This window comes from Pseudomonas sp. LBUM1644 (assembly GCF_059716195.1).
On sequence record NZ_CP166812.1, the window covers coordinates 90,200 to 115,446 of the forward strand.

The window sequence follows — 25,247 nt, forward strand, 5'->3', positions numbered from 1 at the left end:
GACGACAAAGGGACAAGGTTATCATGCGCACACTAAATCGCCTGTTGCTGGCTGGCTTGTTTGCAATCACTCCATTGGCCGTCATGGCGGCGGACGATGCGCCCACTGCAGAGCCGGAAGTCACGATCCGCACGGAAGGGGACAAGGTCATTCAGGAATACCGTCAAAACGGATTCCTGTACGCGATCAAGGTCACGCCGAAGGGCGCACCGCCGTATTTTCTGGTGCGGGCGGACGGTACCGATGCAAACTTCATCCGCTCGGATCAGCCCGATATGCTGATTCCGTCGTGGAAAATCTTTGAGTGGAAGTAGTTTCTTAATTCAATCGGCGCTGGCTCAGCAGCGGCGCCCGTACTGGCAGTTAAAACATGTCTGTGTTCACCCCGCTGGCTCGGCCCGAGCTGGAAACCTTTCTCGCCCCTTACGGGCTCGGCCGCCTGCTTGATTTCCAGGGGATTGCCGCCGGTAGCGAAAACACCAATTTCTTTATCAGCCTGGAGCAGGGCGAATTTGTCCTGACCCTGGTCGAACGCGGTCCGGTTCAGGAAATGCCGTTCTTCATCGAGCTGCTCGACGTCCTGCATGAGGCTGATCTCCCGGTGCCGTATGCGCTGCGCACCACCGACGGCGTCGCCTTACGCGCGCTGGCCGGCAAGCCTGCGTTGTTGCAGCCACGCCTGGCTGGCAAACACATCAAGGAAGCCAACGCGCAACATTGCGCTCAGGTCGGCGAGTTGCTCGGACATCTGCACCTAGCGACCCAGGCCAACATGATCAAGCGCAAGACCGATCGTGGCCTGGACTGGATGCTGGAAGAGGGCACACAGTTTCTGTCACACCTGAATGCCGAGCAAAGCGATCTGCTTAAACGGGCTCTGGACGAAATCACACAGCAGAAAGAGAAAATTCTGGCGTTGCCACGGGCCAACATCCACGCGGACTTGTTTCGCGATAATGCGATGTTCGAAGGCACGCACCTGACGGGGTTGATCGACTTCTATAACGCCTGCTCGGGGCCGATGCTCTACGACGTGGCGATTGCGTTGAACGATTGGTGTTCCGATGAGGCAGGTTTGATCGACGGGCCGCGAGCGCGGGCGTTGCTCGGGGCTTATGCGGCACTGCGACCGTTCACGGCGGCTGAAGCCGAACTTTGGCCGACCATGCTTCGAGTGGCGTGCGTGCGGTTCTGGTTGTCACGGTTGATTGCAGCGGAGTCTTTCGCCGGGCAGGACGTGTTGATTCACGATCCGATGGAGTTTCAGCTGCGGTTGGCGCAGCGGCAGAAGGTCAGCACACCGTTGCCTTTCGCCCTTTAAATAGTCGCGAGGGGGCTTGCCCCCGTCGGAGTGCGAATAAATAGTCGCGAGGGGGCTTGCCCCCGTCGGAGTGCGAAGCGCTCCCATGCGATTGAATTGACCGAACCGATTTGGGGCTGCTTCGCAGCCCAACGGGGGCAAGCCCCCTCGCCACAGGGTCGCGCGATGCTTACAACGACTCCAGACACCCCGCCAAATCATTCCCCAATTTCTCCAGCATCTGCTCATACCCCTGAGCGGTCGCTGGCGTGTACCCGCCCAGCGCATCCAGTTCCGCCAGTTTCACCGGCAGGCCAGCCACCAGGGTTTCGGCCAGGCGCGGACGCAGCGGCGGTTCGCTAAACACACAGGTCTTGCCGACTTCCTGCAAGCGCGCACGCATCGCCGCGACGTGCTGGGCACCGGGCTGGACTTCGGCAGCGACACTGAACACGCCGGTGTGCTTGAGGCCGTAGGCGTCTTCGAAGTAATCGAAAGCTTCATGGAACACAAAGTACGGTTTGCCTTCAACGCCGGCCAGACGTTTCTTCAAGCGCAGGTCCAGCGCGTCGAGGCGCTCATCGAACGCTTTCAGGTTGCTTTGATAGCGGGCCGCGTTTTCAGGGTCGGCAGCACTGAGGTCCGCGGCCATTTTCGTGGCGATCACGCGAGCGTTGGCGGGCGACAACCACAAATGCGCATCCAGGCTACCGGGACGGTGATCGTGATCATGCTCGTCAGCTTCCTCAGCGTGGGAGCGGCTGTCTTCGGCAAAACGTCGCAGTTTCAGGCCGGGCAAATCCTGTACGGCGACGCTGGGCAGCGTACGACCATTCAGCACGCGAGGCAGGAAACCTTCCATGTCCGGGCCGATCCAGTAAACCAGATCCACCGATTGCACCTTCCGTACGTCGGAAGGGCGCAAGGCATAGTTATGCGGCGAAGCACCAGGCGGAAGCAGGACTTCCGGAATCGCCACGCCGTCCTGTACGGCAGCGGCGATCAGCTGCAGGGGTTTGATGCTGGTCAGGACTTTGACTTCGGCTTGAGCCGAGCCCATCAGCAGCAAACCAGTGACAAATGCGACAAAAACAGAAAAAAGTCGGGACACGATGACCACTCGAAGAGGCGAGAACGGGTAACATAATAACGTCTCTCACAAAACTCGTCGCCGCTCATGCCTAAAACACCGATTGCCAGCCGTCCCCACGACCACTCTCATTGCGTCCATAGCGCTTTGTCAGAGGCCGATGCATTGTGCGCACGTCAGGGCCTGCGCCTGACTGCCTTGCGCCGGCGGGTGCTGGAATTGGTCTGGCAGAGTCACAAACCGTTGGGCGCCTACGACATCCTTGCGGTGCTCAGCGAGCAGGACGGCCGACGCGCCGCGCCGCCAACCGTGTACCGCGCGCTGGATTTCCTGTTGGAAAACGGCTTCGTGCACCGCATCTCCTCTTTGAACGCCTTCGTCGGTTGCAATCACCCGGAACACGCCCACCAGGGCCAATTCCTGATCTGCCGCGAATGCCACGCTGCTATCGAGCTCGAACAAAAATCCATCAGCGACGCGATCATCGGCAGCGCCAAAGACGTCGGGTTTGTCGTCGAGGGCCAGACTGTCGAAGTGGTCGGTCTCTGTTCGGGTTGCCAGGGGGTTTGATGAGCGACGCGCTGATCCGCCTCGAGCAGGTTGCCGTCACCTTTGGCGGGCAAAACGTGCTGGATAACATCGAATTAAGTGTCGAGCCGGGGCAGATCGTCACCCTGATCGGCCCTAACGGTGCTGGCAAGACAACGCTGGTGCGCGCCGTACTCGGTCTGTTGAAACCGGACAGCGGCAGCGTGTGGCGCAAACCGAAACTGCGGGTCGGTTACATGCCGCAAAAACTTCACGTCGATCCAACGCTGCCGCTGTCAGTGCTGCGCTTTTTGCGACTGGTGCCCGGTGTGGATCGTGTTCGCGCCTTGGCGGCACTCAAGGAAGTCGGGGCCGAACAGGTGATCGACAGCCCGGTGCAAAGTGTTTCAGGTGGTGAAATGCAGCGTGTGCTGCTGGCCCGGGCATTGTTGCGCGAGCCGGAATTGCTGGTGCTCGATGAGCCTGTGCAAGGGGTCGATGTCGCAGGTCAGGCCGAGTTGTACAGCCTGATCACACGGCTGCGCGACCGTCACGGTTGCGGCGTGCTGATGGTCTCCCACGACCTGCACCTGGTGATGAGCACCACCGACCAGGTTGTGTGCCTGAATCGGCACGTGTGCTGCTCCGGGCACCCGGAACAGGTCAGCGGCGATCCGGCATTCGTTGAACTGTTCGGAAAGAACGCACAAAGCCTGGCGATTTATCACCACCATCATGACCACGCCCATGACCTGCATGGCTCGGTGGTTACGGCGGCCCCGACGGGCCTGCCTCACGTTCATGGAGATAGCTGCAAGCATGGCTGATTTTCTGCTCTACGCCCTGCTTGCAGGTCTGGCCCTGGCACTGGTCGCGGGCCCGTTGGGGTCTTTCGTCGTCTGGCGGCGCATGGCTTATTTTGGCGACACCCTGTCCCACGCGGCGTTGCTCGGCGTGGCATTGGGCTTCCTGCTGGATGTCAGCCCGACCGTGGCAGTCACCGTCGGCTGTTTGCTGTTGGCGGTGTTGCTGGTGACTTTGCAACAGCGTCAGCCGCTGGCGTCCGACACGCTTTTGGGAATTCTCGCACCCAGCACGCTCTCTCTGGGCTTGGTCGTACTAAGCTTCATGCACGAAGTGCGGATCGACCTGATGGCCTATCTGTTCGGCGATTTGCTGGCGATCAGTCCGACCGACCTGGCTTGGATACTGGGTGGCAGCGCGGCCGTTCTGGCCTTGCTGGTCACATTGTGGCGGCCATTGCTGGCGATCACGGTGCATGAGGAACTGGCCAAGGTGGAAGGTTTGCCCGTGCCAGCGTTGCGCCTGACCTTGATGTTGCTGATTGCGGTGGTGATCGCCGTGGCGATGAAAATCGTCGGCGTATTGCTGATTACTTCGTTGTTGATCATTCCGGCGGCTGCGTCACAACGTCACGCCCGCTCGCCGGAGCAGATGGCACTGGGCGCAAGCCTGCTGGGTATGCTCGCGGTGTGTGGCGGACTGGCGCTGTCCTGGTTCAAGGACACCCCGGCAGGCCCCTCGATTGTTGTGACGGCCGCCGCACTGTTTTTGCTGAGTTTTGTCCTGCCCCGTCGAGGGGTGTAGACTTGCTCGTTTTTTGCGCAAATAGAGAGTCGCAGGAATGAAGCTGTTCGCCTCCCGTTATCTGCTCCTTGTCGCATTTTCGCTGCTACTGGGCGCATGTCAAAGCACGCCACCGGCGGCCACAGAGGCTACTGATGCCCGGGCCACGGCCATCACGCAACTGGAACAAAGCCTCGCCAGCAGCGAGCTAGCCACTGCCGAAGATCAATTGGCGGCCTTACAGGCCGAGTCGCCCAACGATCAGTCCCTTGAGCAATACCAGCGGCAACTGGCTGAAGCCTATTTGCTGCGCAGCCGGATCGTGCTGCAGAAAGGTGACGTGAACGCCGCCGCCACAGCGCTCAGCCGCGCCCGGGCGTTGATGCCCAAGGCCCCGGCGCTGACCGGTGGGGTGAACAACGCCATCGTTAACGCGCGCAAGGCTGAGCTGGATAAAGCAGAGGCGGCGCTCAATGCTGCAGAAGCCAAGTCACAGGCGAAAGTTATTGATCCGACGGCGAAAAGCACCACGGTTGCGCTGAACGTCACCGATATGGTCAAACTTCGTCGCCAATTGGACGCCATTGCTGCGGATGTGGTGAATTATCAGTGTGATGTGAGTATTCAGGCGCCGCGGACTGAGGACTACCCTTGGCTGGCGACTTTGCTGACCAAGCGAGTGAAGAAGCTGGATACAGATTTCGATCTGAAACTGGAGCGCCAGATTCTGCGCAGCGTTCCCGCGCAGATGGTTTTGAGTCCGCGTAAACCTTAAAAGATTGCAGCCTGCGGCAGCTCCTACACAGGGTTTTCATATCCCTGTAGGAGCTGCCGCAGGCTGCGATCTTTAGCTTTTAAGGGCGTCAGGCCGGAATCGCCTTGGCCTTGGGCTCTCTATCCCACACCCGATGCTGCCCAATCGCGGCGATAAATGCCTTGTTCAGCTTGGCATCCGTGCCCACGATCAACCCCGCATCAGCCTCCAGCTTCAATACATCCAGCAGTTGCTTTGCTTCGCCATGCAATGCAATCGCCTTCAGGTGCTTGTACGCCTCCAACAGATAATGCAGCGCTACGCCGTCCGTACTCAACGCTTTGACCGACGCCGCACCACCCGGCACGAACACCGCGTCGAACGCAACTGAGGGTAAACCTTCCATCGAAGCGTCCACTGGCAGGGTTTTACCATCCGCTGTTGTCACTGGGGCGGAAGTCGGACCCAATAGCTTGGCGTGCGCGCCTTCAGCCATTAGCGCTTTTTTCATCGCATCAATCGCCGCGCCATCGACGCCGTTGGCCGCAAGAATCGCCACCTTGCGCGTTTTGATATTGCCTGGCAGCAAGTTGGCCTGACTCAACGCCGGGGAACGGTCCAAAGAGGTTTTTGGCACCTCGACGGTCCCGGCCTTCGGCGCTGGCAAACCAAGGTTCGCAGCCACGCGCTTGGCCAGTTCCAGGTCAATATTGGCCAGAATCTCATTCACCTCGCGCGCGCGGATGAAGTCCCGCTCCACCTTGCCCAGCTCAAAGCTATAGGCCGCGATGATGTGTTCCTGCTCGTGCTTGCTCATGCTGTGGAAAAACAGCCGCGCCTGGGAGAAGTGATCGCTGAACGACTCACTGCGCTGACGGACCTTGTTCGCGTCGATACGCTCTGGATAAGTCTCGAAGCCGCCGTCCTGTGCCGCAGGCGCCGTTTCCTTCGGCCAGCCACTGTCGATGGAGTTTGGCTCATAGGAGGCGCGACCCTTGTCGATGGTCGTGCGGTGCAACGCATCTCGCTGGCCATTGTGGAACGGCGCTACGGGACGGTTGATGGGAATCTCGTGAAAATTCGGCCCACCGAGTCGGCTGATTTGCGTATCGGTGTAAGAAAACAGCCGGCCTTGCAGCAATGGATCATTGGAGAAGTCGATCCCCGGCACGATATGCCCCGGGCAGAAAGCGACCTGCTCGGTTTCGGCGAAGAAGTTGTCCGGGTTGCGATTGAGCACCATTTTGCCCAGCGGCGTGATCGGCACCAGTTCTTCGGGAATCAGTTTGGTCGGGTCGAGGATGTCGAAGTCGAATGTGTGCTCGTTTTCCTCTTCGATGATCTGGACGCCCAGCTCCCATTCCGGATAGTCGCCCATCTCGATGGCTTCCCAGAGGTCGCGCCGGTGGAAGTCGGTGTCTTTACCAGCGAGTTTTTGCGCTTCATCCCAGACCAGCGAACACGTGCCGGCCGTAGGGCGCCAGTGGAATTTGACGAAGCGCGATTTGCCCTCGGCGTTAATCAGGCGAAAAGTGTGCACGCCAAAGCCCTGCATGCTGCGCAGGCTTTTCGGAATCGCCCGGTCGGACATGGCCCAGATCACCATGTGCGCCGACTCCGGTACCAGCGAAACAAAATCCCAAAAGGTGTCGTGAGCCGAGCCGCCTGTAGGAATTTCGTTGTGTGGCTCGGGTTTTACTGCATGCACGAAGTCAGGAAACTTAATCGCGTCCTGAATGAAAAAGACCGGCATGTTATTGCCCACCAAATCGAAGTTGCCTTCGTCGGTGAAGAACTTCACGGCGAAACCTCGTACGTCCCGCACGGTATCGCCTGACCCGCGAGGGCCTTGCACGGTGGAAAAACGGGTGAAGACTGGGGTTTTCTTACCTGGGTCCTGTAAGAAACCGGCCTTGGTCAGCACGGAATGATTTTCGTAAGTCTGGAAGTACCCGTGAGCCCCGGTGCCGCGCGCGTGCACAATGCGTTCAGGAATTCGCTCATGGTCAAAATGCGTGATTTTTTCACGCATGATGAAGTCTTCCAGCAGCGACGGCCCTCGGGCGCCAACCTTCAGCGTGTTCTGGTTGTCCGAAACCTTCACGCCCTGATTGGTGCGCAAAGCTTGCTCGGTGGCGTCGGAGCGGAATTTTTCCAGGCTGTCGAGCTTGGCATTGGTGTTGCTGCGGTCCAGAGTATCGGTCCCGGCCAATGCGCTTTTAGGGGTGGCAGGCTTCTTGGTATTCATCGGTCTAAACTCCTCGTTGCGATTCCCGTCGTAGCCAGGACTCTTGAGCAATACCCCCGGCACGGCACCGGGAACGTTATCGAGTTGCCTAATTAGTGACTGATGACATTTTTAGCCGTTCCTTTTTTCTGACCTTTGATCGCGTTATTGCCAAATCGAAGGTTGAATGCGGAATAAATGCTAATAACCTCTATACGGACAGGCTAAAATGCGCGCCCGGCTAACCGCTGATCCTTTTCTAACGCGCCCCACAAGGTTCGCTACGTGATCGAGTTTCAAAACGTCCACAAAACTTACCGCGTCGCCGGTAAAGACATTCCCGCCCTGCACCCGACCAATCTGACGATTGAGAACGGCCAGGTGTTCGGCCTGATCGGCCATTCCGGCGCGGGAAAAAGTACCCTGCTGCGTCTGATCAATCGCCTTGAGAATTCCAGTGGCGGCAAGATCATCGTCGACGGCGAAGAAGTCACCGCACTCGACGCCAACAGCCTGCGCCGCTTCCGGCAGCAGGTCGGGATGATTTTCCAGCACTTCAACCTGCTGGCCTCCAAGACGGTGGCCGACAACGTTGCGCTGCCGCTGACCCTGGCCGGCGAATTGTCTCGCAGTGAAATCGACCAGCGTGTGGCGGAACTGCTCGCGCGGGTTGGCTTGTCCGACCACGCCAAGAAATTCCCGGCGCAGTTGTCCGGCGGCCAGAAGCAGCGCGTCGGTATTGCCCGCGCCCTGGCCACCAAACCGAAAATCCTGCTGTGCGACGAAGCCACCAGCGCCCTGGACCCGCAGACCACTGCGTCGGTCCTGCAACTGCTGGCCGAGATCAACCGCGAGCTGAAGCTGACCATCGTCCTGATCACCCACGAGATGGACGTGATCCGTCGCGTCTGCGACCAGGTGGCGGTGATGGACGCTGGCGTGATCGTTGAGCAAGGTTCGGTTGCGCAGGTGTTCCTGCATCCAAAGCACCCGACCACCAAGCGTTTCGTGCAAGAAGACGAGCAGATCGACGAAAGCGAGCAACGTGACGATTTCGCTCACGTGCCGGGCCGCATCGTGCGTCTGACCTTCCAGGGCGAAGCGACCTACGCGCCGTTGCTGGGTACCGTCGCTCGGGAGACCGGTGTGGACTACAGCATCCTGGCCGGTCGTATCGATCGCATCAAAGACATTCCCTACGGGCAACTCACCTTGGCCGTCACCGGGGGCGACATGGAAGCCGCGTTCGCCCACTTCACCGCGGCTGACGTCCACATGGAGGTGCTGCGTTGATGGAAGCCCTGATGAGTTTCTTCGCCAATATCGACTGGTTCGAAATCTGGCTGGCCACCGGCGACACCATGATGATGCTCGGCGGCTCGCTGTTGTTCACTGTCTTGCTGGGCCTACCGCTGGGCGTGCTGTTGTTCCTCTGCAGCCCGCGCCAGTTGCTGGAAGCCAAAGGCGTTTACGCGATGTTGTCGCTGGTGGTGAACATTCTGCGTTCGCTGCCGTTCATCATCCTGTTGATCGTGATGATTCCGTTCACGGTACTGATCACGGGCACCTCCCTCGGTGTCGCCGGTGCGATTCCACCGCTGGTGGTGGGCGCCACGCCGTTCTTCGCACGTCTGGTGGAAACCGCCCTGCGTGAAGTCGATCGCGGCATCATCGAAGCGACCCAGGCCATGGGCGCGACCACTCGGCAGATCATCACCAACGCCTTGTTGCCGGAGGCTCGCCCAGGCATCTTCGCAGCGATTACGGTGACAGCCATTACACTGGTGTCCTACACGGCAATGGCCGGTGTGGTTGGCGCTGGTGGTTTGGGCGACCTGGCAATCCGTTTTGGTTACCAGCGTTTCCAGACCGATGTGATGGTGGTTACCGTCGTGTTGCTGCTGGTGCTGGTTCAAGTCCTGCAAACCGTTGGCGATAAGCTTGTGGTCCACTTCTCTCGTAAATGACAATTGAGCCGGCCATTCGCTGGCAGGCGCCGCAAACAGGCGCCTCACATGGAGTTAGCTGAATGAAAAAACTACTCGTCGCGTTCGCTGCCGTTGCAGCCTTTTCCGCCCACGCCGACACCCTGACCGTCGCGGCCACCCCGGTCCCGCACGCAGAAATCCTCGAATTCGTAAAACCGGCCCTGGCCAAAGAAGGCGTGGACCTGAAGGTCAAGGTCTTCACCGACTACATCCAGCCGAACGTGCAAGTGTCCGAAAAACGCCTGGACGCCAACTTCTTCCAGCACCAGCCGTACCTCGATGAGTTCAACAAGGCCAAAGGCACCGATCTGGTGGCCGTTGCCGGTGTGCACCTGGAGCCACTGGGCGCTTACTCGAGCAAGTACAAATCCCTGGCCGAGCTGCCAGGTGGCGCCAACGTGGTGATCCCGAACGACGCCACCAACGGCGGCCGCGCGCTGTTGCTGCTGGCCAAGTCTGGCCTGATCAAGTTGAAGGATTCGAACAACATCCTGTCGACCGTCAAGGACATCACCGAGAATTCCAAGGACCTGAAGATCCGCGAATTGGAAGCCGCGACCATCCCGCGCGTGCTGACCCAGGTCGACCTGGCGCTGATCAACACCAACTATGCACTGGAAGCCAAACTAGACCCGGCCAAGGATGCGCTGGTCATCGAAGGCAGCGACTCGCCTTACGTGAACATCCTCGTTGCCCGTCCGGATAACAAGGACAGCGACGCAATGAAGAAATTGGTTGCCGCGCTGCACAGCCCGGAAGTGAAAGCGTTCATCCTCGAGAAATACAAAGGCGCGGTCGTGCCGGCGTTCTGATTTGAGGCTGTAACAAAAAATGGGGCGCATCGAATGCGCCCCATTTTTTTATGCCTGAAACACCGACCTTTTAGGAGCCAGGCTTGCCGGCGAAGGCGATCTTACGGGCGCCTTCGCCGGCAAGCCTGGCTCCTACAAGGGGCGTGATGCTTACTTTCGCTTGAGCATCACTGGCAACTGCGCCACCAACTTGGCGTTGTTCAACGGCGCCCGAATAAACCCGCGCTGCGTCCCATCCGGCCCAATCACCGCCAGATTGCCACTGTGATCGACGGTGTAGTTCGCCTTGCTGGTATCCGCCGGAATAAACGGAATGCTCACCGCATTCGCCAGTTTCTGAATGTCGTCCACCGACGAAGCAGTCAGGCCTCTGAATTGCGGATCGAAATAACCCAGGTATTGCTTGAGCTGCGGGGGCGTGTCGCGATTCGGGTCGACGCTGACCAGGATGATCTGCAACTTGTCCACAGCCTCGGGCGGCAGTTCGCTCTTGATCTGGCGCAGTTGGGCGAGGGTGGTCGGGCAGATGTCCGGGCAGAAGGTGTAGCCGAAGAACAATAGGCTCCACTTGTCTTTCAGTTCGTTGACCGCCACCGGCTTGCCGTCCTGATCGGTCATCGTCACGTCCGGCAGATTGCGGCTTTGCGGCAGCAGGATGATCCCGGCGTCGATCAGTGCCGTCGGGTCGCCCTGGCCTTTGCCGGACAGCACTTTGTTGATGGTCAGGCCCAGGACCAGCGCGATCAGGGCGACAAGGATGAAGACTGTTTTCTGGGTTCGAGTCATAAGTTCAACAGTAGGTAGTGGTCTACGAGCAGGGCAATGAACAGCAGGAACAAGTAGTAGATAGAGTACTTGAACGTGTTGATCGCCGCGTGCGGCCGAGTGCCACGGTACAGCACCACTGCCCATTGCAGAAACCTCGCGCCCAGGCCAAGGGCGCAAATCAGGTAGAGCACGCCGCTCATGTGAATCACATAGGGCATCAGGCTCACGGCCAGCAGTGCGAAGGTGTAAAGCAGGATGTGGACCTTGGTGTAATGCTCGCCGTGCGTCACTGGAAGCATCGGTATGTCGGCCTTGGCGTATTCCTCTTTGCGATGGATCGCCAGCGCCCAGAAGTGCGGCGGGGTCCAGGCGAAGATGATCAGCACCAGCAACAGCGGTTCGGCGCTGACGTGGCCGGTGGCGGCGACCCAACCGAGCAGTGGCGGGGCTGCGCCGGCCAGCCCACCGATGACGATATTTTGTGGCGTCGCGCGTTTCAGGAAACCGGTGTAGACCACGGCATAACCGAGCAGCGAGGCAAGGGTCAGCCAAGCGGTCAGCGGGTTGGTAAAGGCCAGCAGCAAGGCCTGGCCGAGTAGCGCCAGCACCAGGGCGAACGTCAGCGCAGCCGTCGGGGAAACCCGACCTTCGGCCAAGGGACGTTTGTGGGTTCTGGCCATGACCGCGTCGATACGCCGGTCCACCACATGATTGACCGCCGCTGCGCCACCAGCGCACAAGGCGATCCCCAGATTGCCGAACACCAGCACGGTCCAAGGCACCCCGGCGCGCGTCGCAAGAAACATCCCGACCAGTGAGGTGATGAGCATCAGCACCACCACTTTCGGTTTGGTCAGCTCCAGGTAATCACGCCAGATCGCCTGACTGTGACGTTCGCCGATCAGAATCGCCATGGCATCTCTCCTTTTATTGTTATGGGCCCGGCTGAGTGTTTACGCGGGCTGAAGCGCCAGCGTGTCGGCTGCTTGACCCGAACCAGACTGGTCCGGGCGTGATAATTGACCAGCACCATCGTCAGCAGCAGTGCCGCGCCGCCGGCGTTGTGCGCGACGGCCACCGGCAAGGGCAGATGAAACAGCACGTTGCTGATGCCCAGGGTGATTTGTGCCGCGAGCGCGACCAGTACCAACCCCGCCAGTCGCGTCATGCCGACCACTTTCAGTTGCCACGCCAGGCCGAGCAGCACCAACGTCACCAGCCCCGCGCCGATACGGTGAGTCAGGTGAATGGCGGTGCGGGCATCGCTGTCCAGTTGCCCGCCGAGGTAATTGGGGCCGATGTGTTGGGTCAGGTGAAAGCCATTGGCGAAATCAGCCGGTGGCAACCATTGCCCGTGGCAGGTCGGGAAGTCGATGCACGCCACGGCGGCATAGTTGGAGCTGACCCAGCCACCGAGGGCGATTTGCAGGATGACCAGCAGCAACCCGGCCGTCGCCCAATGTTGCAAACGCCGTGGCACGGTCAGCGCCGGCAGCACGCCGGACAGGCGCAGCGTCAGCAAAAACAACAAACTCAAAGTCGCAAAACCGCCCAGCAAATGCCCGGTCACCACCTGTGGCCAGAGCTTGAGCGTTACCGTCCACATGCCGAACGCGGCTTGGGCGAACACCACCGCCAGCAAGAACAGCGGCAACTTCAACGGCAGTCCCGGATGACGGCGATTTACCCAAGCACGAGCGGCCAGCAGGACGATCAACATCCCCAAGGTGCCAGCGAAGTAGCGGTGGACCATCTCGTTCCAGCCCTTGTGGGCCTCAACGGGGGCGTCGGGAAAGTGCAGTTCGGCATGGGCCAACTGGGCTTCGCTTTTCGGTACGCTGATGAAGCCATAGCAGCCGGGCCAGTCCGGGCAGCCAAGACCGGCGTGAGTCAGGCGCGTGTAGGCGCCGAGCAACACCACAATCAGTGCCAGCAACGTGGCAAACAGCGCGAGACGAAATCCAGGTTTGGCCATGATGATGCCCTTATCCGATGTTCGACAGTTTCAGCAATTGACGCAGGTCGTTGAGCAGGTCCTTACCCTTTACCGTCGGGTCGTAGCGCAACACCAGATTGCCGTGAGGGTCGATGATCCACAGCTGCGGCACAGCCTTGTCGCCCGTCCCGCCGTTTTTATTGAAAACGCTGAAGGTCGTCAGGTCCATGGGGTAGCGTTGCAGTTGCGGGTATTCGCGGGTCAATTTGGCTTCGTAGTCCGCCGTCAGCGGTTGCGCAGCGGCCAATGCATGGCTGGCGCGGGAAGCATCGCGACCGAGGCCGATCTGGATTTGTCGCGCCAGGTACACCAGTTGCTGACAGTCCACCGCGCACTCCTTCGGCGCGGTCACCAGCATTTGCCAGCGGTCCTCTTGCGCCTGCACGCCAAGGTCGGCGCGGGTCTGGCCGTTACCGATCAGTTCACCGTGATAACTGCGACCCTCCGGTACCCAGAACTGCAATTTGTACATGCCGGTGGCGAGGATCATCGGACCGATCACCCCGAGCAGGATCAGCAGCAACTGCAAGCGACCCTTGCGCCGACTTGCCGGCGTTTTCGCCTCAGACATGCTGGGTGGATTCATGGCCGCTCCCATGGTGTTTCTCCTTTGCGTTGTGCCAGCCGAGGTAGATAAAAAGGCCGAGCAGGGCGATCGCCATGGCGAACCACTGCACGGCATAAGCGATGTGTTTTTCCGGCCCCATAGCCACCACCGGCCAGTCGGCCTGGTAGGACGCGGGTCCGGTTTCTTCACGTAATTCGTAGGCAAAACCTTCACGGCCCAGCATCGTCCAGAGCTTCGCCGGTTCTACAGTGGTGACTAATTCAGGCCAGGTGGTGGCGTCGGGATCGGCGTGCAACTGGAAGGTCGCGCCGGGAGAAACGTAGACCCAGGCATCGATACTCAATGGCTGGGTTGGTGTGATGAATTGCGGCGGCGTGCGCCGGTCCGGCCATGGCAGCCAGCCGCGATTGACCAGCAGCCAGAGCCCGGTCGCCTGATCCTGAAACGGTTGCAGCAACTCGACGCCGACCTTGCCATCGCGCTGACGGTTATCCAGCAGCAGGCTGTGCGCAGCATCGAACTGGCCGTGCAAGCGAACGCGGCGGAAGGCCGGGTCCTCGGTGTGTTGCAGCTCGGTGCTGGCCATCGGTTGCGCGGCACGGCGCTCGGCGTAGCTGTACAGCAGGGCACTTTTCTCCGCGCCCCGGCTCAGTTGCCAGAAGCCGAGCGAGACCAGCAGCGGCAGCAAGACTGCGACCACCAGTGTCGGCACGACGCCCGGCCGGAAGCGCTTCATGGCGTCGCCAGAAAGTCGGTCATCGCGATAGCTATACTCAAGTGCATCGCCTTACCCCCGGAGTGTCACCATGCTCAAAACAGCCATCGTCCTGATGCTGATTGCCACGGTTGTCAGCCTGTTCAGCGGCCTGTTTTTTCTGGTCAAGGACGACAGCAGTTCGAACCGCCTCGTCATTGCCTTGAGTATTCGTGTTGCGCTGGCCGCCACCACCGTCGGCTTGATTGCCTGGGGTTTCTACAGCGGCCAGTTGGTGTCCCACGTTCCGTGGTAGTTATCAGCTTTCAAGCTTCAAGCTTCAAGCTTGCAGCTTGCAGCTTGCAGCTTGCAGCTTGCAGCTTGCAGCTTGCAGCTGTTCTAAAGCACATAAACGAAAACGAACAAACCGATCCACACCACGTCCACGAAGTGCCAATACCAACTCGCCGCCTCGAAGCCGAACTGATGATCGGCGTCGAAGTGCCCGCGCATGATCCGCATCAGCATCACGAACAGGATGATGGTGCCGATCGTCACGTGAGCCCCGTGGAAACCGGTGAGCATGAAGAAGGTCGCGCCATAGATGCCCGAGCCCAGGGTCAGGCCCAGTTCGTGATAGGCGTGCATGTACTCTTCGGCCTGGAAGGCGAGAAACCCGCATCCGAGCAATACAGTGATCGCCAGCCAGATTTTCAGCGCGCCGCGATGGCCCTTTTTCAAGGCGTGGTGAGCGATGGTCACGGTGACGCTGGAGCTCACCAGCAAAATGGTATTGAGCAGCGGCAGGCCCCAGGGACTGATGACTTCTTTGGGCGGAGGAAACAGTTTCGGGTCCGGGGTATGCAGCAATGGCCAAGTAAACTGGAAGTTCGGCCAAAGCATGTGGGCAATGCCTTTCGGGCCTTCACCACCCAGTGCCGGCCCGGAAATGTGCCGTACGTAAAACAGCGCACCGAAAAAGGCGATGAAGAACATCACCTCGGAGAAAATGAACCAGCTCATGCCCCAGCGAAACGAGCGATCCATCTGGGCGCTGTACAACCCGGAGCGACCTTCCTTGACCACCGTACCGAACCAGCCGAACAGCATGTAGGCCAGCAACAGGCCACCGACGAAAAAGATCAGCGGGCCGTGGGATTCGGGCCGCGCCGCTTTCAGATCGTTGAACCAGGTGGCGAGGCCGAACACGGTGACAAACATGCCGACCGTGGCAATGATCGGCCATTTGCTCTGGGCCGGAACGTAATAATGTTCATGAGTTGCCATTTATTGTTCTCCTTATCGGGCACGCTCAGCCGCCAGTGTTTACAGCTACCGGTGGATGTCGGGCGGTGATATCGAACAGCGTGTAGGACAGCGTCAGGTGCTTCACATCCTTGGGCATGTCACGGTCAACGATGAAACGTACCGGCATCTCGATCCGTTGACCGGGTTGCAGCACTTGCTGGGTAAAGCAGAAACATTCGGTCTTGTGGAAATACGCCGCCGCGGCGCTGGGTGCGATGCTCGGCACAGCCTGGGCGCTCATCGGGCGATCCGTTGGGTTGTGTGCGATGAAAATCATCTCGTTCACCGCCCCCGGATGGGCCGTCAGCTCTTCGCTCTTGGGATAGAAATCCCAAGGCATGTCGGCGGTGTTGGTCGACAGAAACTGCACGCGGACTTGCCGCGAAGTGTCGACCGTTTGCTCGCCCTCGTACTGCCCGGCGGTTTTGCCATTGATGCCAAACGCCTTGCACATCACGTCGTAGATCGGCACCAGGGCAAACCCGAAGACAAACATCGCCACCACCACAATCAGCAGGCGAGTCACCAGCTTCTTCATCGAAATCGAATCAGCCATGACGCAAACCCTCAACACGAAGCTGTGGCGAACACCAACCTGTGGCGAGGGGATTCATCCCCGTTGGGTTGCGAAGCAGCCCCAAACCCTGTGACCACGGTGTATCAGACACACCGCGGAGTACGGTTTTACGACTGCTTCGCAGCCGAACGGGGATGAATCCCCTCACCACAGGGGTTTCGCCAGTTCCGAAAGTGACGGTGTTCATTTAACTTCCGGCGGCGTGGTGAAGGTGTGATACGGCGCCGGCGACGGAATACTCCACTCCAGGCCTTCGGCCCCATCCCACGGTTTGGCCGGTGCTGGCGGGCCGCCGCGGATGGTCTTGATCACGATGAACAGGAAGAACAGCTGCGTGGTACCGAACATGAATGCCCCGATCGACGACACCATGTTGAAGTCGGCGAACTGCAGGTTGTAGTCCGGAATCCGCCGCGGCATGCCGGCCAATCCCACGAAGTGCATCGGGAAGAACGCCATGTTCATGCCGATGAACGAGAGCCAGAAGTGCAGCTTGCCGAGGGTTTCGTCGTACATGTGGCCGGTCCATTTCGGCATCCAGTAATAGGCCGAGGCGAAGATCCCGAAGATCGCCCCTGGCACCAATACATAGTGGAAGTGCGCGACCACGAAGTAGGTGTCCTGGTACTGGAAGTCCGCCGGGGCGATGGCCAGCATCAGCCCGGAGAAACCGCCGATGGAGAACAGAATCACGAATGCCACAGCGAACAGCATCGGCGTCTCGAAGGTCAGCGAGCCTTGCCACATGGTGCTCGCCCAGTTGAACACCTTCACCCCGGTGGGCACCGCGATCAGCAGCGTGGCGTACATGAAGAACAACTCGCCCACCAGCGGAATACCGACCACGAACATGTGGTGCGCCCAGACGATGAACGACAGGAAGGCGATGCTCGCCGTCGCATAAACCATCGAGGTGTAGCCGAACAGTGGCTTGCGCGAGAAGGTCGGGATGATCGAGCTGACGGCGCCGAAGGCCGGCAGGATCATGATGTACACCTCGGGGTGACCGAAGAACCAGAACACATGCTGGAACAGCACCGGATCACCGCCACCGGCGGCACTGAAGAAGCTGGTGCCGAAGTGGATGTCCATCAGCATCATCGTCACGCACCCGGCCAGTACCGGCATCACCGCAATCAGCAGGAACGCGGTGATCAGCCAGGTCCAGACGAACAACGGCATTTTCATCAGCGTCATGCCGGGGGCGCGCAGGTTGAGGATGGTGGCGATCACGTTGATCGCGCCCATGATCGAGCTGATCCCCATCAAGTGGATGGCGAAGATGAAGAATGTCACGCTTTCCGGCGCGTAAGTCGTCGACAGCGGGGCGTAGAACGTCCAGCCGAAGTTGGGTCCGCCGCCGGGAGTGAACAGGGTCGAGACCAGCAGGATGAACGCCGCCGGCAACAGCCAGAAACTGAAGTTGTTCATCCGTGGCAGGGCCATGTCCGGCGCGCCGATCATCAAAGGGATCATCCAGTTGGCGAGGCCGACGAATGCCGGCATTACCGCACCGAAGACCATCACCAGGCCGTGCATGGTGGTCATCTGGTTGAAGAACGCCGGTTCGACGATTTGCAGCCCGGGCTGGAACAGTTCGGCGCGAATCACCATGGCGAACGAACCGCCGAGCAAGAACATGGAGAACGCAAACCACAGGTACAGCGTGCCGATGTCCTTGTGGTTGGTAGTCAGCACCCAGCGCATCAGGCCTTTGGCAGGGCCGTGGGCGTGATCGGTAGCATGACCATGATCATCGATGACGGCGCTCATGGCTTTTCTCCTGCAAACAGATGGGCTGGGCAGGCCGAGGCGCGTAGCCCCGACCGGTTCCTGGGTTGCGCAATAGACCGGGTCATTTGCTTTCCGCCTGTTTCAACTCCAACACTTCTTTAGGAGTGACCATGTCGCCCTTGTTGTTGCCCCAGGCGTTACGTTCGTAGGTCACGACCGCCGCGATATCGACTTCCGAAAGCTGCTTGCCGAACGCCGCCATGGCGGTGCCGGGCTTGCCGAAGTAAACGCGGTGCAGGTGGTCTGCTTTCGGCCCGGTAGCAATCGGTGAACCTTTGAGTGCCGGGAACATTGGCGGCAAGCCCTGGCCTTCAGCCTGGTGACAGGCCACGCAGGTGGTGTGATAGACCTTGTCGCCACGCTCTTTGAGCTCGTCGAGGGTCCATTCCTTGCTGGTCAGTTCCTTGAGTTGCGCGGCTTCAGCCTTACGCTCGCCCAGCCATTTTTCGTAATCGGCCTTTTCCTTGACCTCGACCACGATCGGCATGAAGCCATGGTCCTTGCCGCACAACTCGGCGCACTGGCCACGGTAGATGCCGGGCTTGTCGATTCGGGTCCAGGCTTCGTTGACGAACCCCGGGATCGCATCACGCTTGACCGCGAACGCCGGCACCCACCAGGAGTGGATGACGTCGGCGGACGTCACGAGGAAGCGCACCTTGGCGCCAATCGGCAGCACCAGCGGCTTGTCGACCTCGAGCAAATAGTGCTCGCCCTTGGCTTCCTTGTTGTGGATCTGATCGGCGGGCGTGGCCAGGTTGCTGAAGAACTCGACGTCCTGGCCCAAGTATTTGTAGTGCCACTTCCACTGATAGCCGGTGACCTGGATATCAATATCCGGTTCGCTGGCGTCGTACATCTTGATCAGGGTTGCGGTAGCGGGAACCGCCATGGCCACCAGGATCAGGAACGGCACGATGGTCCAGAGAATTTCGACGGTGGTGCTTTCATGAAATTTTGCGGCCACCTGTCCGGTAGAGCGGCGGTGGACCATCATCGACCAGAACATGGCGCCGAAGACGATGATGCCGATCACCACACAGATCCAGAAAATGGTCATGTGCAGGTCAAATACTGCGTGACTGATTTCAGTCGCTCCCGGCGCCATATTCACAGTCCAGGCGGCTTGCGCCTGGCTGAAAATCGACCACAACAGGAGGCCCATCCAGACGTGTGGATGTCGCATCATTGCGGGTTCCCCTTATCGTTCTTGTTATCCCGCCGGCTTTCACCTGCGGCAAGGGAGCGGCTTTTTCAGACTACGAACTTGAATCGCCGGGCCTTGCTGCATGTGCAGTCGGGCGTCATCAGCTAACTCCATTTCCAACCCGAGTATAGACAGCGACTGCGACCTCGCAATGTGACGGCGTAAATCATCTGAAACAGCTGGGACTTGCGTTCAAGGTCACGAATGGAGAAGGATGCAGACGAGTGGTGGCAAATCGATATAACTGTGATGTCTCAAGGATGAAATAATTATGACAAATGCGTCTTAGCAGTTTTCGTAAGCCAGCTAAGTTATGTCTTCCCTATTTCATTGCCTTTGTTTCCTGGAGTTTTCATGAACACCGCCGCATTGCGCGAGCAGATCCAAAAAGCCCAACAACATGAAGCCGAAACCGGCCTGCTGACTCGTCAGCTGGAAACCAAGCTGCCTCAACTACACCCGTCGATCAAACTGCCCGAATCGGATGCCAACGTCGTGCTGACGCGTTTTGTCGCTGCCTACATCGACGAAGTGCCGGACCTGCTGGATGCAGCCAATGAAGTTGCCAGGGAAGCGGGTATCGAATCACAGATCAAACCGGTGTTGAAAATCGCCGAGCAGTACTTCCTCCAGCCGCCGGACATCATGACCGGGCATGTCGGGCTCGACAGCCTGCTGGATGAGGCCTATCTGGCGCATCGGTTCGTCGAAGAGGTCAACGACCTGTACATAAAGCATTTTGGCCAGCCACTGATCCCCTTGGACATGACTGTTGCCAACCTGATTGCCCACCAATTGATCGGTGAGGAATTTGCCAACCAACTGGATGAAGTGGTGCACCACGCCGTGGACAATATGCTCGACGACGACAGCTTTGCGCTGGAGTCGGTGGAAGCCTACCGCGAGAAACTCAGCAGCCCGGACACCGGCGCTGCGTGGAAGCGCTGGCCGTGCATGTCACGCCGTTTGGGCTTAGGCCTGGATTTGGATCAGCCAGCGGCTTGATCCAGTAGATCAAAAGATCGCAGCCTTCGGCAGCTCCTACAAAGAACATCCTGTAGGAGCTGCCGAAGGCTGCGATCTTTTGCTTTTAAACCCCCGAACCAACCCCGGTGGTCGTACGCAAGCGCCCTTCCAGTCTGCGCTTCAACCCCCGCGCTTCAATCAGCAACTTTGAACCCTTCGCCGCATTCGCCCGTCCCCACTCTTCAAGCAATTCCAGACACGAGTGATCGATGTAGCTCAGGTTGTTGAGCGGCACATGCACTGTCGCGCCCGGGGGAATGGTCCCCAGCACTTGAGTCAGCGCCGGGACTTTGAGGAACGTCGCTGCACCCATCAAGCGCAATTCCATTTCCCCGTCTGCCGGCAGGTCGATCAGGCTGATTTTCAATCGCGACGCTTTCCACGCCAGTTTGGCCAGGGTCAGACCAAAACCGATCAATACGCCGGTCAGCAAGTCGGTGAAGATGATCGCCAGTGCGGTCGCCGCATACGTGAACATCGGCATCCGGCCATAGCGACCCAGACCGCGAAAGGCCTTGAAGTCGACGAGTTTGAAACCGGTGTAGACCAGAACCCCCGCCAGGCTTGCCACCGGAATGCTTTGCAGCACACTGGACAGCAGCAATACGAAAGCCAGCAGCCACACGCCATGAAACACCGCAGACAGTCGTGTAGTGGCGCCGGCCTGGACGTTGGCCGAACTGCGCACGATCACGCCGGTCATGGGTAACGCACCCAGCAATCCGCAGAGCATGTTACCCACACCTTGGGCCGACAGTTCCCGGTCGAAATCGGAGCGCTGCCCGCTGTGCATGCGGTCCACCGCTGCTGCCGAGAGCAGGGTTTCAGCGCTGGCGATGAAGGCCACGGCGAAAGCGGCAATCAGCAGCGCCGGGTCAGCCAGGTTGAGCAGGTCGGCGGGCTTCAGCCAGTCGATGGCTTCAGCGAGATTGGCCGGCACTTCCACGCGTTTGACCTGCAAGGCGAGCATCAGGCTGGCAGCCGTCGCCAATCCGACGCCAAGCAATGCGCCGGGAATAAAGCGCAGGGAATGCGGACGTAGTTTTTCCCACAGGTACATCACGGCGATCGTCGCCAGCCCGAGCAAACCGGCCTGCCAGCCGAAGGACGGCAAGGCTTGGGCCACGGCAGCCGGGAAGGCGGCGAGGTTATCCAGCCCTGAGGGTTTGGGCACGGCATCGAGCATCACATGTACCTGTGACAGCACGATCAACACGCCAATCCCGGCGAGCATTCCGTACACCACCGCAGGTGCTGTCACCCGAAACCAGCAGCCAAGTTTCAAGCGTCCGGCCACCAGTTGCAGAAAGCCTGCCAGCAACAGGATGGGGCCGAGCATGGCGATGCCGTGCTGGCGCACCAGTTCGAACACTAGAACCGCCAGTCCGGCCGCCGGACCACTGACTTGCAACGGAGACCCGGCAAGCCAGCCCACCACAAGGCCACCGATGATGCCGGTGATCAAACCCTTGGCGGGCGGCAGCCCCGAAGCGATGGCGATACCCATGCATAAAGGCAGGGCGACCAGAAATACCACCACGGAGGCCAGTAGCTCCCGTGGCAGAACAGCTTTAAGTTGAGCAGCACGCATGGTGATTCTCCCGAAGTTTTCTTCAGGCATGGCGAAGCCAGGCTGCTCGATGAGCAGCCTCGGCTACGCCACACTGTTATTTAGGAGGATTTAGAAGCGCGCTTTGGGCGTCGCGACCGGAATCGGATGGCTGCCATCGAGTGGCAGGAAACAGCCCTGATCCGCGTCGTAAGCTTTGATTTCGCTGGTTTCGATGCTGTAGACCCAGCCATGGATGAACAGGTGACCGTTGGCCATGCGCGAAGCCACTGACGGATGGGTGCGCAAATGCTGCAACTGTGCGATCACATTCTCTTCGGTGAGGATGTGCATGCTTTCGTTTTCGTCAGCGCAGTGGCAGTTTTCCTGGACCATGGTTTTCGCCACTTCCGCATGACGCAGCCAGGCTTTGACCGTCGGCATCTTTTCCAGGCTTTGCGGGTTGAGTACCGCGCGCATGGCGCCGCAGTCGGAATGGCCGCAAATTATGATGTGCTGGACGCCGAGGGCCAACACCGCGTACTCGATCGCCGTGGAAACACCACCGTTCATTTGCCCGTAGGGTGGCACGACATTGCCAACGTTACGGGTCACGAACAGGTCGCCCGGGGCGCTTTGGGTGATCAGTTCAGGAACGATGCGCGAATCGGCACAGGCAATGAACATCGCCCTGGGGCTCTGGGCCGTGGCGAGTTTCTTGAAGAGTTCTTCCTGCTGCGGAAAAACTTCGTGATGAAAATGCAAAAAGCCGTCAACGATATGCTTCAGGGCTGCATCCGCGGTTTCCGCCTCGGGTTGGGTGGAAGCCGACGCAGCCAGCGGCTGTTTATCCTTGTCACTCATGAATTCATCCTCATTGGCGGAGTATGGGGATTTTCCCGTCTAGTCCGGTGTGAAGCCAGTGGCTGTTTAAAAAACATCCAGGCCGAGAAGCTTGACCCATCAGTCACTCGATGAACAAGGTAGCGGTTGAAACTTAACTCAAACTGAATGAAACGCTCTAGAACGTATGTTCCAGGTCACAAAAAATGTGACCAGCCTAAAAGGCTTGTGTGTTTCGCACCACTCAACCATAGGCCAATTGTCCTCAAATCAACGACATCTGGCGCCCCGGCGGACAGAAGGCTTCACTGTCCAGATTAAAGCCTTCCCGGCGATTAAGCCCCAGGCGTTTGATGGTTTTGGCAAAACGTTGTGCCAACAGGTCGGCAAAGGGACCTTCGCCACGCATCCTCGCGCCAAACCGACTGTCATACAATTCACCGCCGCGACTCTGGCGAATCAGGCTCAGCACATGCGCCGCACGCTGAGGGTAGTGGGCGGCCAACCATTCTTCGAACAGTGGTGCCACTTCCAATGGCAAGCGCAGCATCATGTAGGCGGCACTCTGCGCGCCGGCTGCGTGGGCTTCGGTGAGCAAGCTTTCGAGTTCGCTGTCGTTGATCATCGGAATCATCGGCGAACACAGCACACCCACCGGGATTCCCGCTTCGCGCATCACCCGGATTGCCCGTAGCCGAGCCTTGGGCGCAGCGGCGCGGGGTTCGAGGATGCGTTTGAGTTCATCGTCCAGGGTGGTCAGGCTGATCATCACCGCCACCAGCCTTTGCTGAGCCAGTTCGGCCAGCAAGTCCAGATCACGCAGAATCAGCGAGCCCTTGGTGATGATCGTCACGGGATGGCGGTAACGCAGCAGCACTTCCAGGGTTTTACGGGTGATTTTGTGTTCGCGCTCGATCGGCTGATACGGATCGGTGTTGGAGCCCAGGTTGATTGGTGCGCATTGATAGCCGCGTTTGGACAGTTGTTCTTCCAGCACATCGGCCGCGTTGGTCTTGGCGATCAGCTTGGTTTCGAAATCCAGTCCCGGCGACATATCCCAATAGGCGTGGCTGGGCCGCGCGTAGCAATAGATGCAACCGTGCTCACAGCCGCGATAGGGATTGATCGAGCGATCGAAGGGCAAATCCGGCGAGGTGTTGCGGGTGATGATGGTTTTCGCTGTTTCGATGCGCACTTCAGTGCCTTGGGTCAGGGGGGCTTCCTGATACCAGCCATCGTCCTCGGCCACCGAACGGTTCGGCGCGAAACGGTTGTGCGGGTTGGTCGCGGTGCCGCGGCCGCGGGGTGGCAATGGCGTGTTCATGGCGAAAGCTCGTTAGCTGTATGTGCATACAGTATAGCGATCGCGGCCCGCTAGCCAGTGCCGTTCGGCGCTTTCATTTTTTTATATGAAAGTTGCTTTATAGCAACTAAGAGATACATGTGAACACTGGCGAAAAAGTGTTCGGTGTCGGTATTATTTTTTTCGCTGCAAACAACTAATGAGTATTAATTTAAAAGGATTTAATTATGTCTGCTTTTGATCGTCGTGGCATCTTTCTTCAAAAACTCGGCCCTACTCCAGTTGATCCTGATGAAGTGTTGGTATCGATGCAGTTTGCACTGAAGGAGTCGAATTGGGACCCCGAGAACTCAGTGCCTGTGGAGAATCTCCTCGATTCAAGCACCATCATTGCGGCTTCGTATGATGGCGGTCAGTCTTTTCGAATCGGCAATATCAGCAAGGATGTGGATGGTGATGGCGACATTGACGATGATGACAAGGCGCGACTGTTAGCGTTGGCAAAAGCTTATGTCAGCATTGTCCGGCCTTAATCTAATTATCCGAACTAACCGTTTTTAGTAAAAAGCCGTCTGATTCACGATTCTTTGACAGACGGCTCACAGGTCTTTGACTGTTCGGAGCGGAATCTGGGTGTCATCTTCCAGCCTCTTCCTGAACGGTCATCCCAAGCATGTTCCTACCACGCTTCATCCCTGCGATTTATCTGTCGCTGGTGGCATTGTTCAACCTGACGCTCGTCCACGCTGACGACACGGTGCCCCGGCCTGCGGAGTGGGCGCAATCGGTCGAGGTGCAGTACAACCTCTTTCAAATGTCCCCGACGCTCTACCGCAGCGCATTGCCGGACAAGGGCGCGGTCCCCTTGCTGAACAAGCTCAAGGTCGCAACCGTAATCAGTTTCCTGCCAGAGTCGGATTCGAGCTGGTTGTCCACGCAAGGTATCGCACAGGTACAGTTGCCTTATCGCACCAATCACGTGGATGACGCGGATGTGCTCAAGGCCCTGCGCACCATTCAGACCGCTGAAGCCAAAGGCCCGGTGCTGATGCACTGCAAACATGGTTCGGACCGGACCGGCCTGATGGCGGCGATGTACCGGGTAGTGGTCCAGGGCTGGAGTAAAGAAGATGCCCTGAGCGAAATGACTCAGGGTGGTTTTGGCGACAGCACTCACTTCAAGGATGGCGTTCGTTACATGATGCAGGCGGATGTCGACAAACTTCGCACCGCGCTGGCCAATGGCGATTGCAGCACCAGTCCATTTGCCAGCTGCTCGATGAAGAGCTGGTTCAAGTCGGCCAATGTCGAAAAGTAGAAAATTTGAA

The 25,247-nt window shown here is 58.9% G+C and carries 27 protein-coding genes; 13 read left to right on the forward strand and 14 right to left on the reverse strand.

Going from position 1 to position 25,247, the window contains the following annotated elements; genetic code table 11:
- The first annotated feature begins 23 nt into the window (after positions 1 to 23).
- Both ACA052_RS00390 and ACA052_RS00395 read left to right on the forward strand, forming a co-directional pair.
- Positions 24 to 314 (forward strand): DUF2782 domain-containing protein, encoded by a 291-nt coding sequence (locus ACA052_RS00390; protein ID WP_497647904.1) that lies wholly within the window; start codon positions 24 to 26, stop codon positions 312 to 314.
- 56 nt (positions 315 to 370) lie between these two features.
- The gene (locus tag ACA052_RS00395) at positions 371 to 1,321 is read left to right on the forward strand and encodes a homoserine kinase (RefSeq protein WP_497647905.1); all 951 of its coding nucleotides are present in this window, start codon (positions 371 to 373) and stop codon (positions 1,319 to 1,321) included.
- A gap of 169 nt (positions 1,322 to 1,490) precedes the next feature.
- Here the strand turns inward: ACA052_RS00395 and znuA are convergent, their stop codons facing one another.
- Positions 1,491 to 2,420: a zinc ABC transporter substrate-binding protein ZnuA gene (gene znuA, locus ACA052_RS00400; protein WP_497647906.1), complete on the reverse strand. Its 930-nt coding sequence runs from the start codon at positions 2,418 to 2,420 to the stop codon at positions 1,491 to 1,493.
- Positions 2,421 to 2,477: 57 nt separating this feature from the next.
- Between znuA and zur the strand changes: the two genes are divergently transcribed.
- From zur to ACA052_RS00420, 4 genes are read left to right on the forward strand one after another with little or no spacing between them, the layout of a single operon-like run.
- Positions 2,478 to 2,960, forward strand: a complete 483-nt coding sequence (gene zur, locus ACA052_RS00405; protein WP_497647907.1) for a zinc uptake transcriptional repressor Zur — start codon at positions 2,478 to 2,480, stop codon at positions 2,958 to 2,960.
- Positions 2,960 to 3,745, forward strand: a complete 786-nt coding sequence (gene znuC / locus ACA052_RS00410) for a zinc ABC transporter ATP-binding protein ZnuC (RefSeq protein ID WP_497647908.1) — start codon at positions 2,960 to 2,962, stop codon at positions 3,743 to 3,745. The genes zur and znuC overlap by 1 nt, the downstream gene beginning before the upstream one ends.
- On the forward strand, positions 3,738 to 4,526 hold the full coding sequence (znuB, locus tag ACA052_RS00415) for a zinc ABC transporter permease subunit ZnuB (protein WP_497647909.1): 789 nt from the start codon (positions 3,738 to 3,740) through the stop codon (positions 4,524 to 4,526). The genes znuC and znuB overlap by 8 nt, the downstream gene beginning before the upstream one ends.
- A 37-nt stretch (positions 4,527 to 4,563) precedes the next feature.
- Positions 4,564 to 5,280, forward strand: coding sequence for a PA5502 family lipoprotein (locus ACA052_RS00420; protein ID WP_497647910.1), 717 nt, complete (start codon positions 4,564 to 4,566; stop codon positions 5,278 to 5,280).
- 88 nt (positions 5,281 to 5,368) lie between these two features.
- On the opposite strand, the gene katE is transcribed toward ACA052_RS00420, so the two are convergent.
- Positions 5,369 to 7,558: a catalase HPII gene (katE, locus tag ACA052_RS00425; RefSeq protein WP_497650414.1), complete on the reverse strand. Its 2,190-nt coding sequence runs from the start codon at positions 7,556 to 7,558 to the stop codon at positions 5,369 to 5,371.
- Between the two features lie 213 nt (positions 7,559 to 7,771).
- On the opposite strand from katE, the gene ACA052_RS00430 reads away from it, so the two are divergent.
- From ACA052_RS00430 to ACA052_RS00440, 3 genes are all read left to right on the forward strand, one after another.
- Entirely contained in the window at positions 7,772 to 8,779 is a 1,008-nt protein-coding gene (locus tag ACA052_RS00430; protein ID WP_497647911.1) for a methionine ABC transporter ATP-binding protein, read from the forward strand.
- Positions 8,779 to 9,453 (forward strand): methionine ABC transporter permease, encoded by a 675-nt coding sequence (locus tag ACA052_RS00435; RefSeq protein WP_497647912.1) that lies wholly within the window; start codon positions 8,779 to 8,781, stop codon positions 9,451 to 9,453. The genes ACA052_RS00430 and ACA052_RS00435 overlap by 1 nt, the downstream gene beginning before the upstream one ends.
- Positions 9,454 to 9,515: 62 nt before the next feature.
- A complete protein-coding gene (locus tag ACA052_RS00440) occupies positions 9,516 to 10,286 on the forward strand; it encodes a MetQ/NlpA family ABC transporter substrate-binding protein (RefSeq protein WP_497647913.1) in 771 nt (256 codons plus the stop codon).
- 150 nt (positions 10,287 to 10,436) lie between these two features.
- Here ACA052_RS00440 and ACA052_RS00445 read toward each other — a convergent pair whose 3' ends face one another.
- Genes ACA052_RS00445 through ACA052_RS00465 form a run of 5 tightly spaced genes read right to left on the reverse strand, consistent with a single transcriptional unit; the run spans position 10,437 to position 14,354 of the window.
- Entirely contained in the window at positions 10,437 to 11,072 is a 636-nt protein-coding gene (locus ACA052_RS00445) for an SCO family protein (protein ID WP_497647914.1), read from the reverse strand.
- Complete coding sequence (gene cyoE / locus ACA052_RS00450; protein ID WP_497647915.1) at positions 11,069 to 11,968, reverse strand: heme o synthase; 900 nt, start codon at positions 11,966 to 11,968, stop codon at positions 11,069 to 11,071. The genes ACA052_RS00445 and cyoE overlap by 4 nt, the downstream gene beginning before the upstream one ends.
- A complete protein-coding gene (locus ACA052_RS00455; protein WP_497647916.1) occupies positions 11,956 to 13,029 on the reverse strand; it encodes a COX15/CtaA family protein in 1,074 nt (357 codons plus the stop codon). The genes cyoE and ACA052_RS00455 overlap by 13 nt, the downstream gene beginning before the upstream one ends.
- Positions 13,030 to 13,039: 10 nt before the next feature.
- On the reverse strand, positions 13,040 to 13,648 hold the full coding sequence (locus ACA052_RS00460; protein ID WP_497647917.1) for a PA_0111/PP_0108 family redox-active disulfide protein: 609 nt from the start codon (positions 13,646 to 13,648) through the stop codon (positions 13,040 to 13,042).
- Positions 13,614 to 14,354: an SURF1 family protein gene (locus ACA052_RS00465; RefSeq protein ID WP_497647918.1), complete on the reverse strand. Its 741-nt coding sequence runs from the start codon at positions 14,352 to 14,354 to the stop codon at positions 13,614 to 13,616. The genes ACA052_RS00460 and ACA052_RS00465 overlap by 35 nt, the downstream gene beginning before the upstream one ends.
- Before the next feature lie 70 nt (positions 14,355 to 14,424).
- Between ACA052_RS00465 and ACA052_RS00470 the strand changes: the two genes are divergently transcribed.
- A complete protein-coding gene (locus tag ACA052_RS00470; protein ID WP_497647919.1) occupies positions 14,425 to 14,628 on the forward strand; it encodes a twin transmembrane helix small protein in 204 nt (67 codons plus the stop codon).
- 83 nt (positions 14,629 to 14,711) lie between these two features.
- Here the strand turns inward: ACA052_RS00470 and ACA052_RS00475 are convergent, their stop codons facing one another.
- The 4 genes from ACA052_RS00475 to coxB all read right to left on the reverse strand — a co-directional run bounded on the left by ACA052_RS00475 (position 14,712) and on the right by coxB (position 19,180).
- Entirely contained in the window at positions 14,712 to 15,599 is an 888-nt protein-coding gene (locus ACA052_RS00475) for a cytochrome c oxidase subunit 3 (protein ID WP_497647920.1), read from the reverse strand.
- Between the two features lie 25 nt (positions 15,600 to 15,624).
- Positions 15,625 to 16,176, reverse strand: coding sequence for a cytochrome c oxidase assembly protein (locus ACA052_RS00480; RefSeq protein ID WP_497647921.1), 552 nt, complete (start codon positions 16,174 to 16,176; stop codon positions 15,625 to 15,627).
- A 204-nt stretch (positions 16,177 to 16,380) separates the two neighbouring features.
- Positions 16,381 to 17,970, reverse strand: a complete 1,590-nt coding sequence (gene ctaD / locus ACA052_RS00485; RefSeq protein ID WP_133835161.1) for a cytochrome c oxidase subunit I — start codon at positions 17,968 to 17,970, stop codon at positions 16,381 to 16,383.
- A gap of 82 nt (positions 17,971 to 18,052) precedes the next feature.
- Entirely contained in the window at positions 18,053 to 19,180 is a 1,128-nt protein-coding gene (gene coxB / locus ACA052_RS00490; RefSeq protein WP_497647922.1) for a cytochrome c oxidase subunit II, read from the reverse strand.
- Between the two features lie 372 nt (positions 19,181 to 19,552).
- On the opposite strand from coxB, the gene ACA052_RS00495 reads away from it, so the two are divergent.
- Entirely contained in the window at positions 19,553 to 20,203 is a 651-nt protein-coding gene (locus ACA052_RS00495) for a hypothetical protein (protein WP_497647923.1), read from the forward strand.
- Positions 20,204 to 20,288: 85 nt separating this feature from the next.
- On the opposite strand, the gene ACA052_RS00500 is transcribed toward ACA052_RS00495, so the two are convergent.
- The 3 genes from ACA052_RS00500 to ACA052_RS00510 all read right to left on the reverse strand — a co-directional run bounded on the left by ACA052_RS00500 (position 20,289) and on the right by ACA052_RS00510 (position 23,940).
- Positions 20,289 to 21,815 (reverse strand): SulP family inorganic anion transporter, encoded by a 1,527-nt coding sequence (locus tag ACA052_RS00500; protein ID WP_497647924.1) that lies wholly within the window; start codon positions 21,813 to 21,815, stop codon positions 20,289 to 20,291.
- A 90-nt stretch (positions 21,816 to 21,905) separates the two neighbouring features.
- The gene (locus ACA052_RS00505) at positions 21,906 to 22,637 is read right to left on the reverse strand and encodes a carbonic anhydrase (protein ID WP_497647925.1); all 732 of its coding nucleotides are present in this window, start codon (positions 22,635 to 22,637) and stop codon (positions 21,906 to 21,908) included.
- A 244-nt stretch (positions 22,638 to 22,881) separates the two neighbouring features.
- Positions 22,882 to 23,940 carry a PA0069 family radical SAM protein gene (locus ACA052_RS00510; RefSeq protein WP_497647926.1) on the reverse strand — a complete coding sequence of 353 codons (1,059 nt, stop codon included), beginning with the start codon at positions 23,938 to 23,940 and terminating at the stop codon, positions 22,882 to 22,884.
- Positions 23,941 to 24,146: 206 nt separating this feature from the next.
- Between ACA052_RS00510 and ACA052_RS00515 the strand changes: the two genes are divergently transcribed.
- Both ACA052_RS00515 and ACA052_RS00520 read left to right on the forward strand, forming a co-directional pair.
- Positions 24,147 to 24,452: a hypothetical protein gene (locus ACA052_RS00515; RefSeq protein ID WP_497647927.1), complete on the forward strand. Its 306-nt coding sequence runs from the start codon at positions 24,147 to 24,149 to the stop codon at positions 24,450 to 24,452.
- A gap of 140 nt (positions 24,453 to 24,592) precedes the next feature.
- Positions 24,593 to 25,237 carry a phosphatase domain-containing protein gene (locus ACA052_RS00520; protein ID WP_497647928.1) on the forward strand — a complete coding sequence of 215 codons (645 nt, stop codon included), beginning with the start codon at positions 24,593 to 24,595 and terminating at the stop codon, positions 25,235 to 25,237.
- Positions 25,238 to 25,247: the final 10 nt, after the last annotated feature.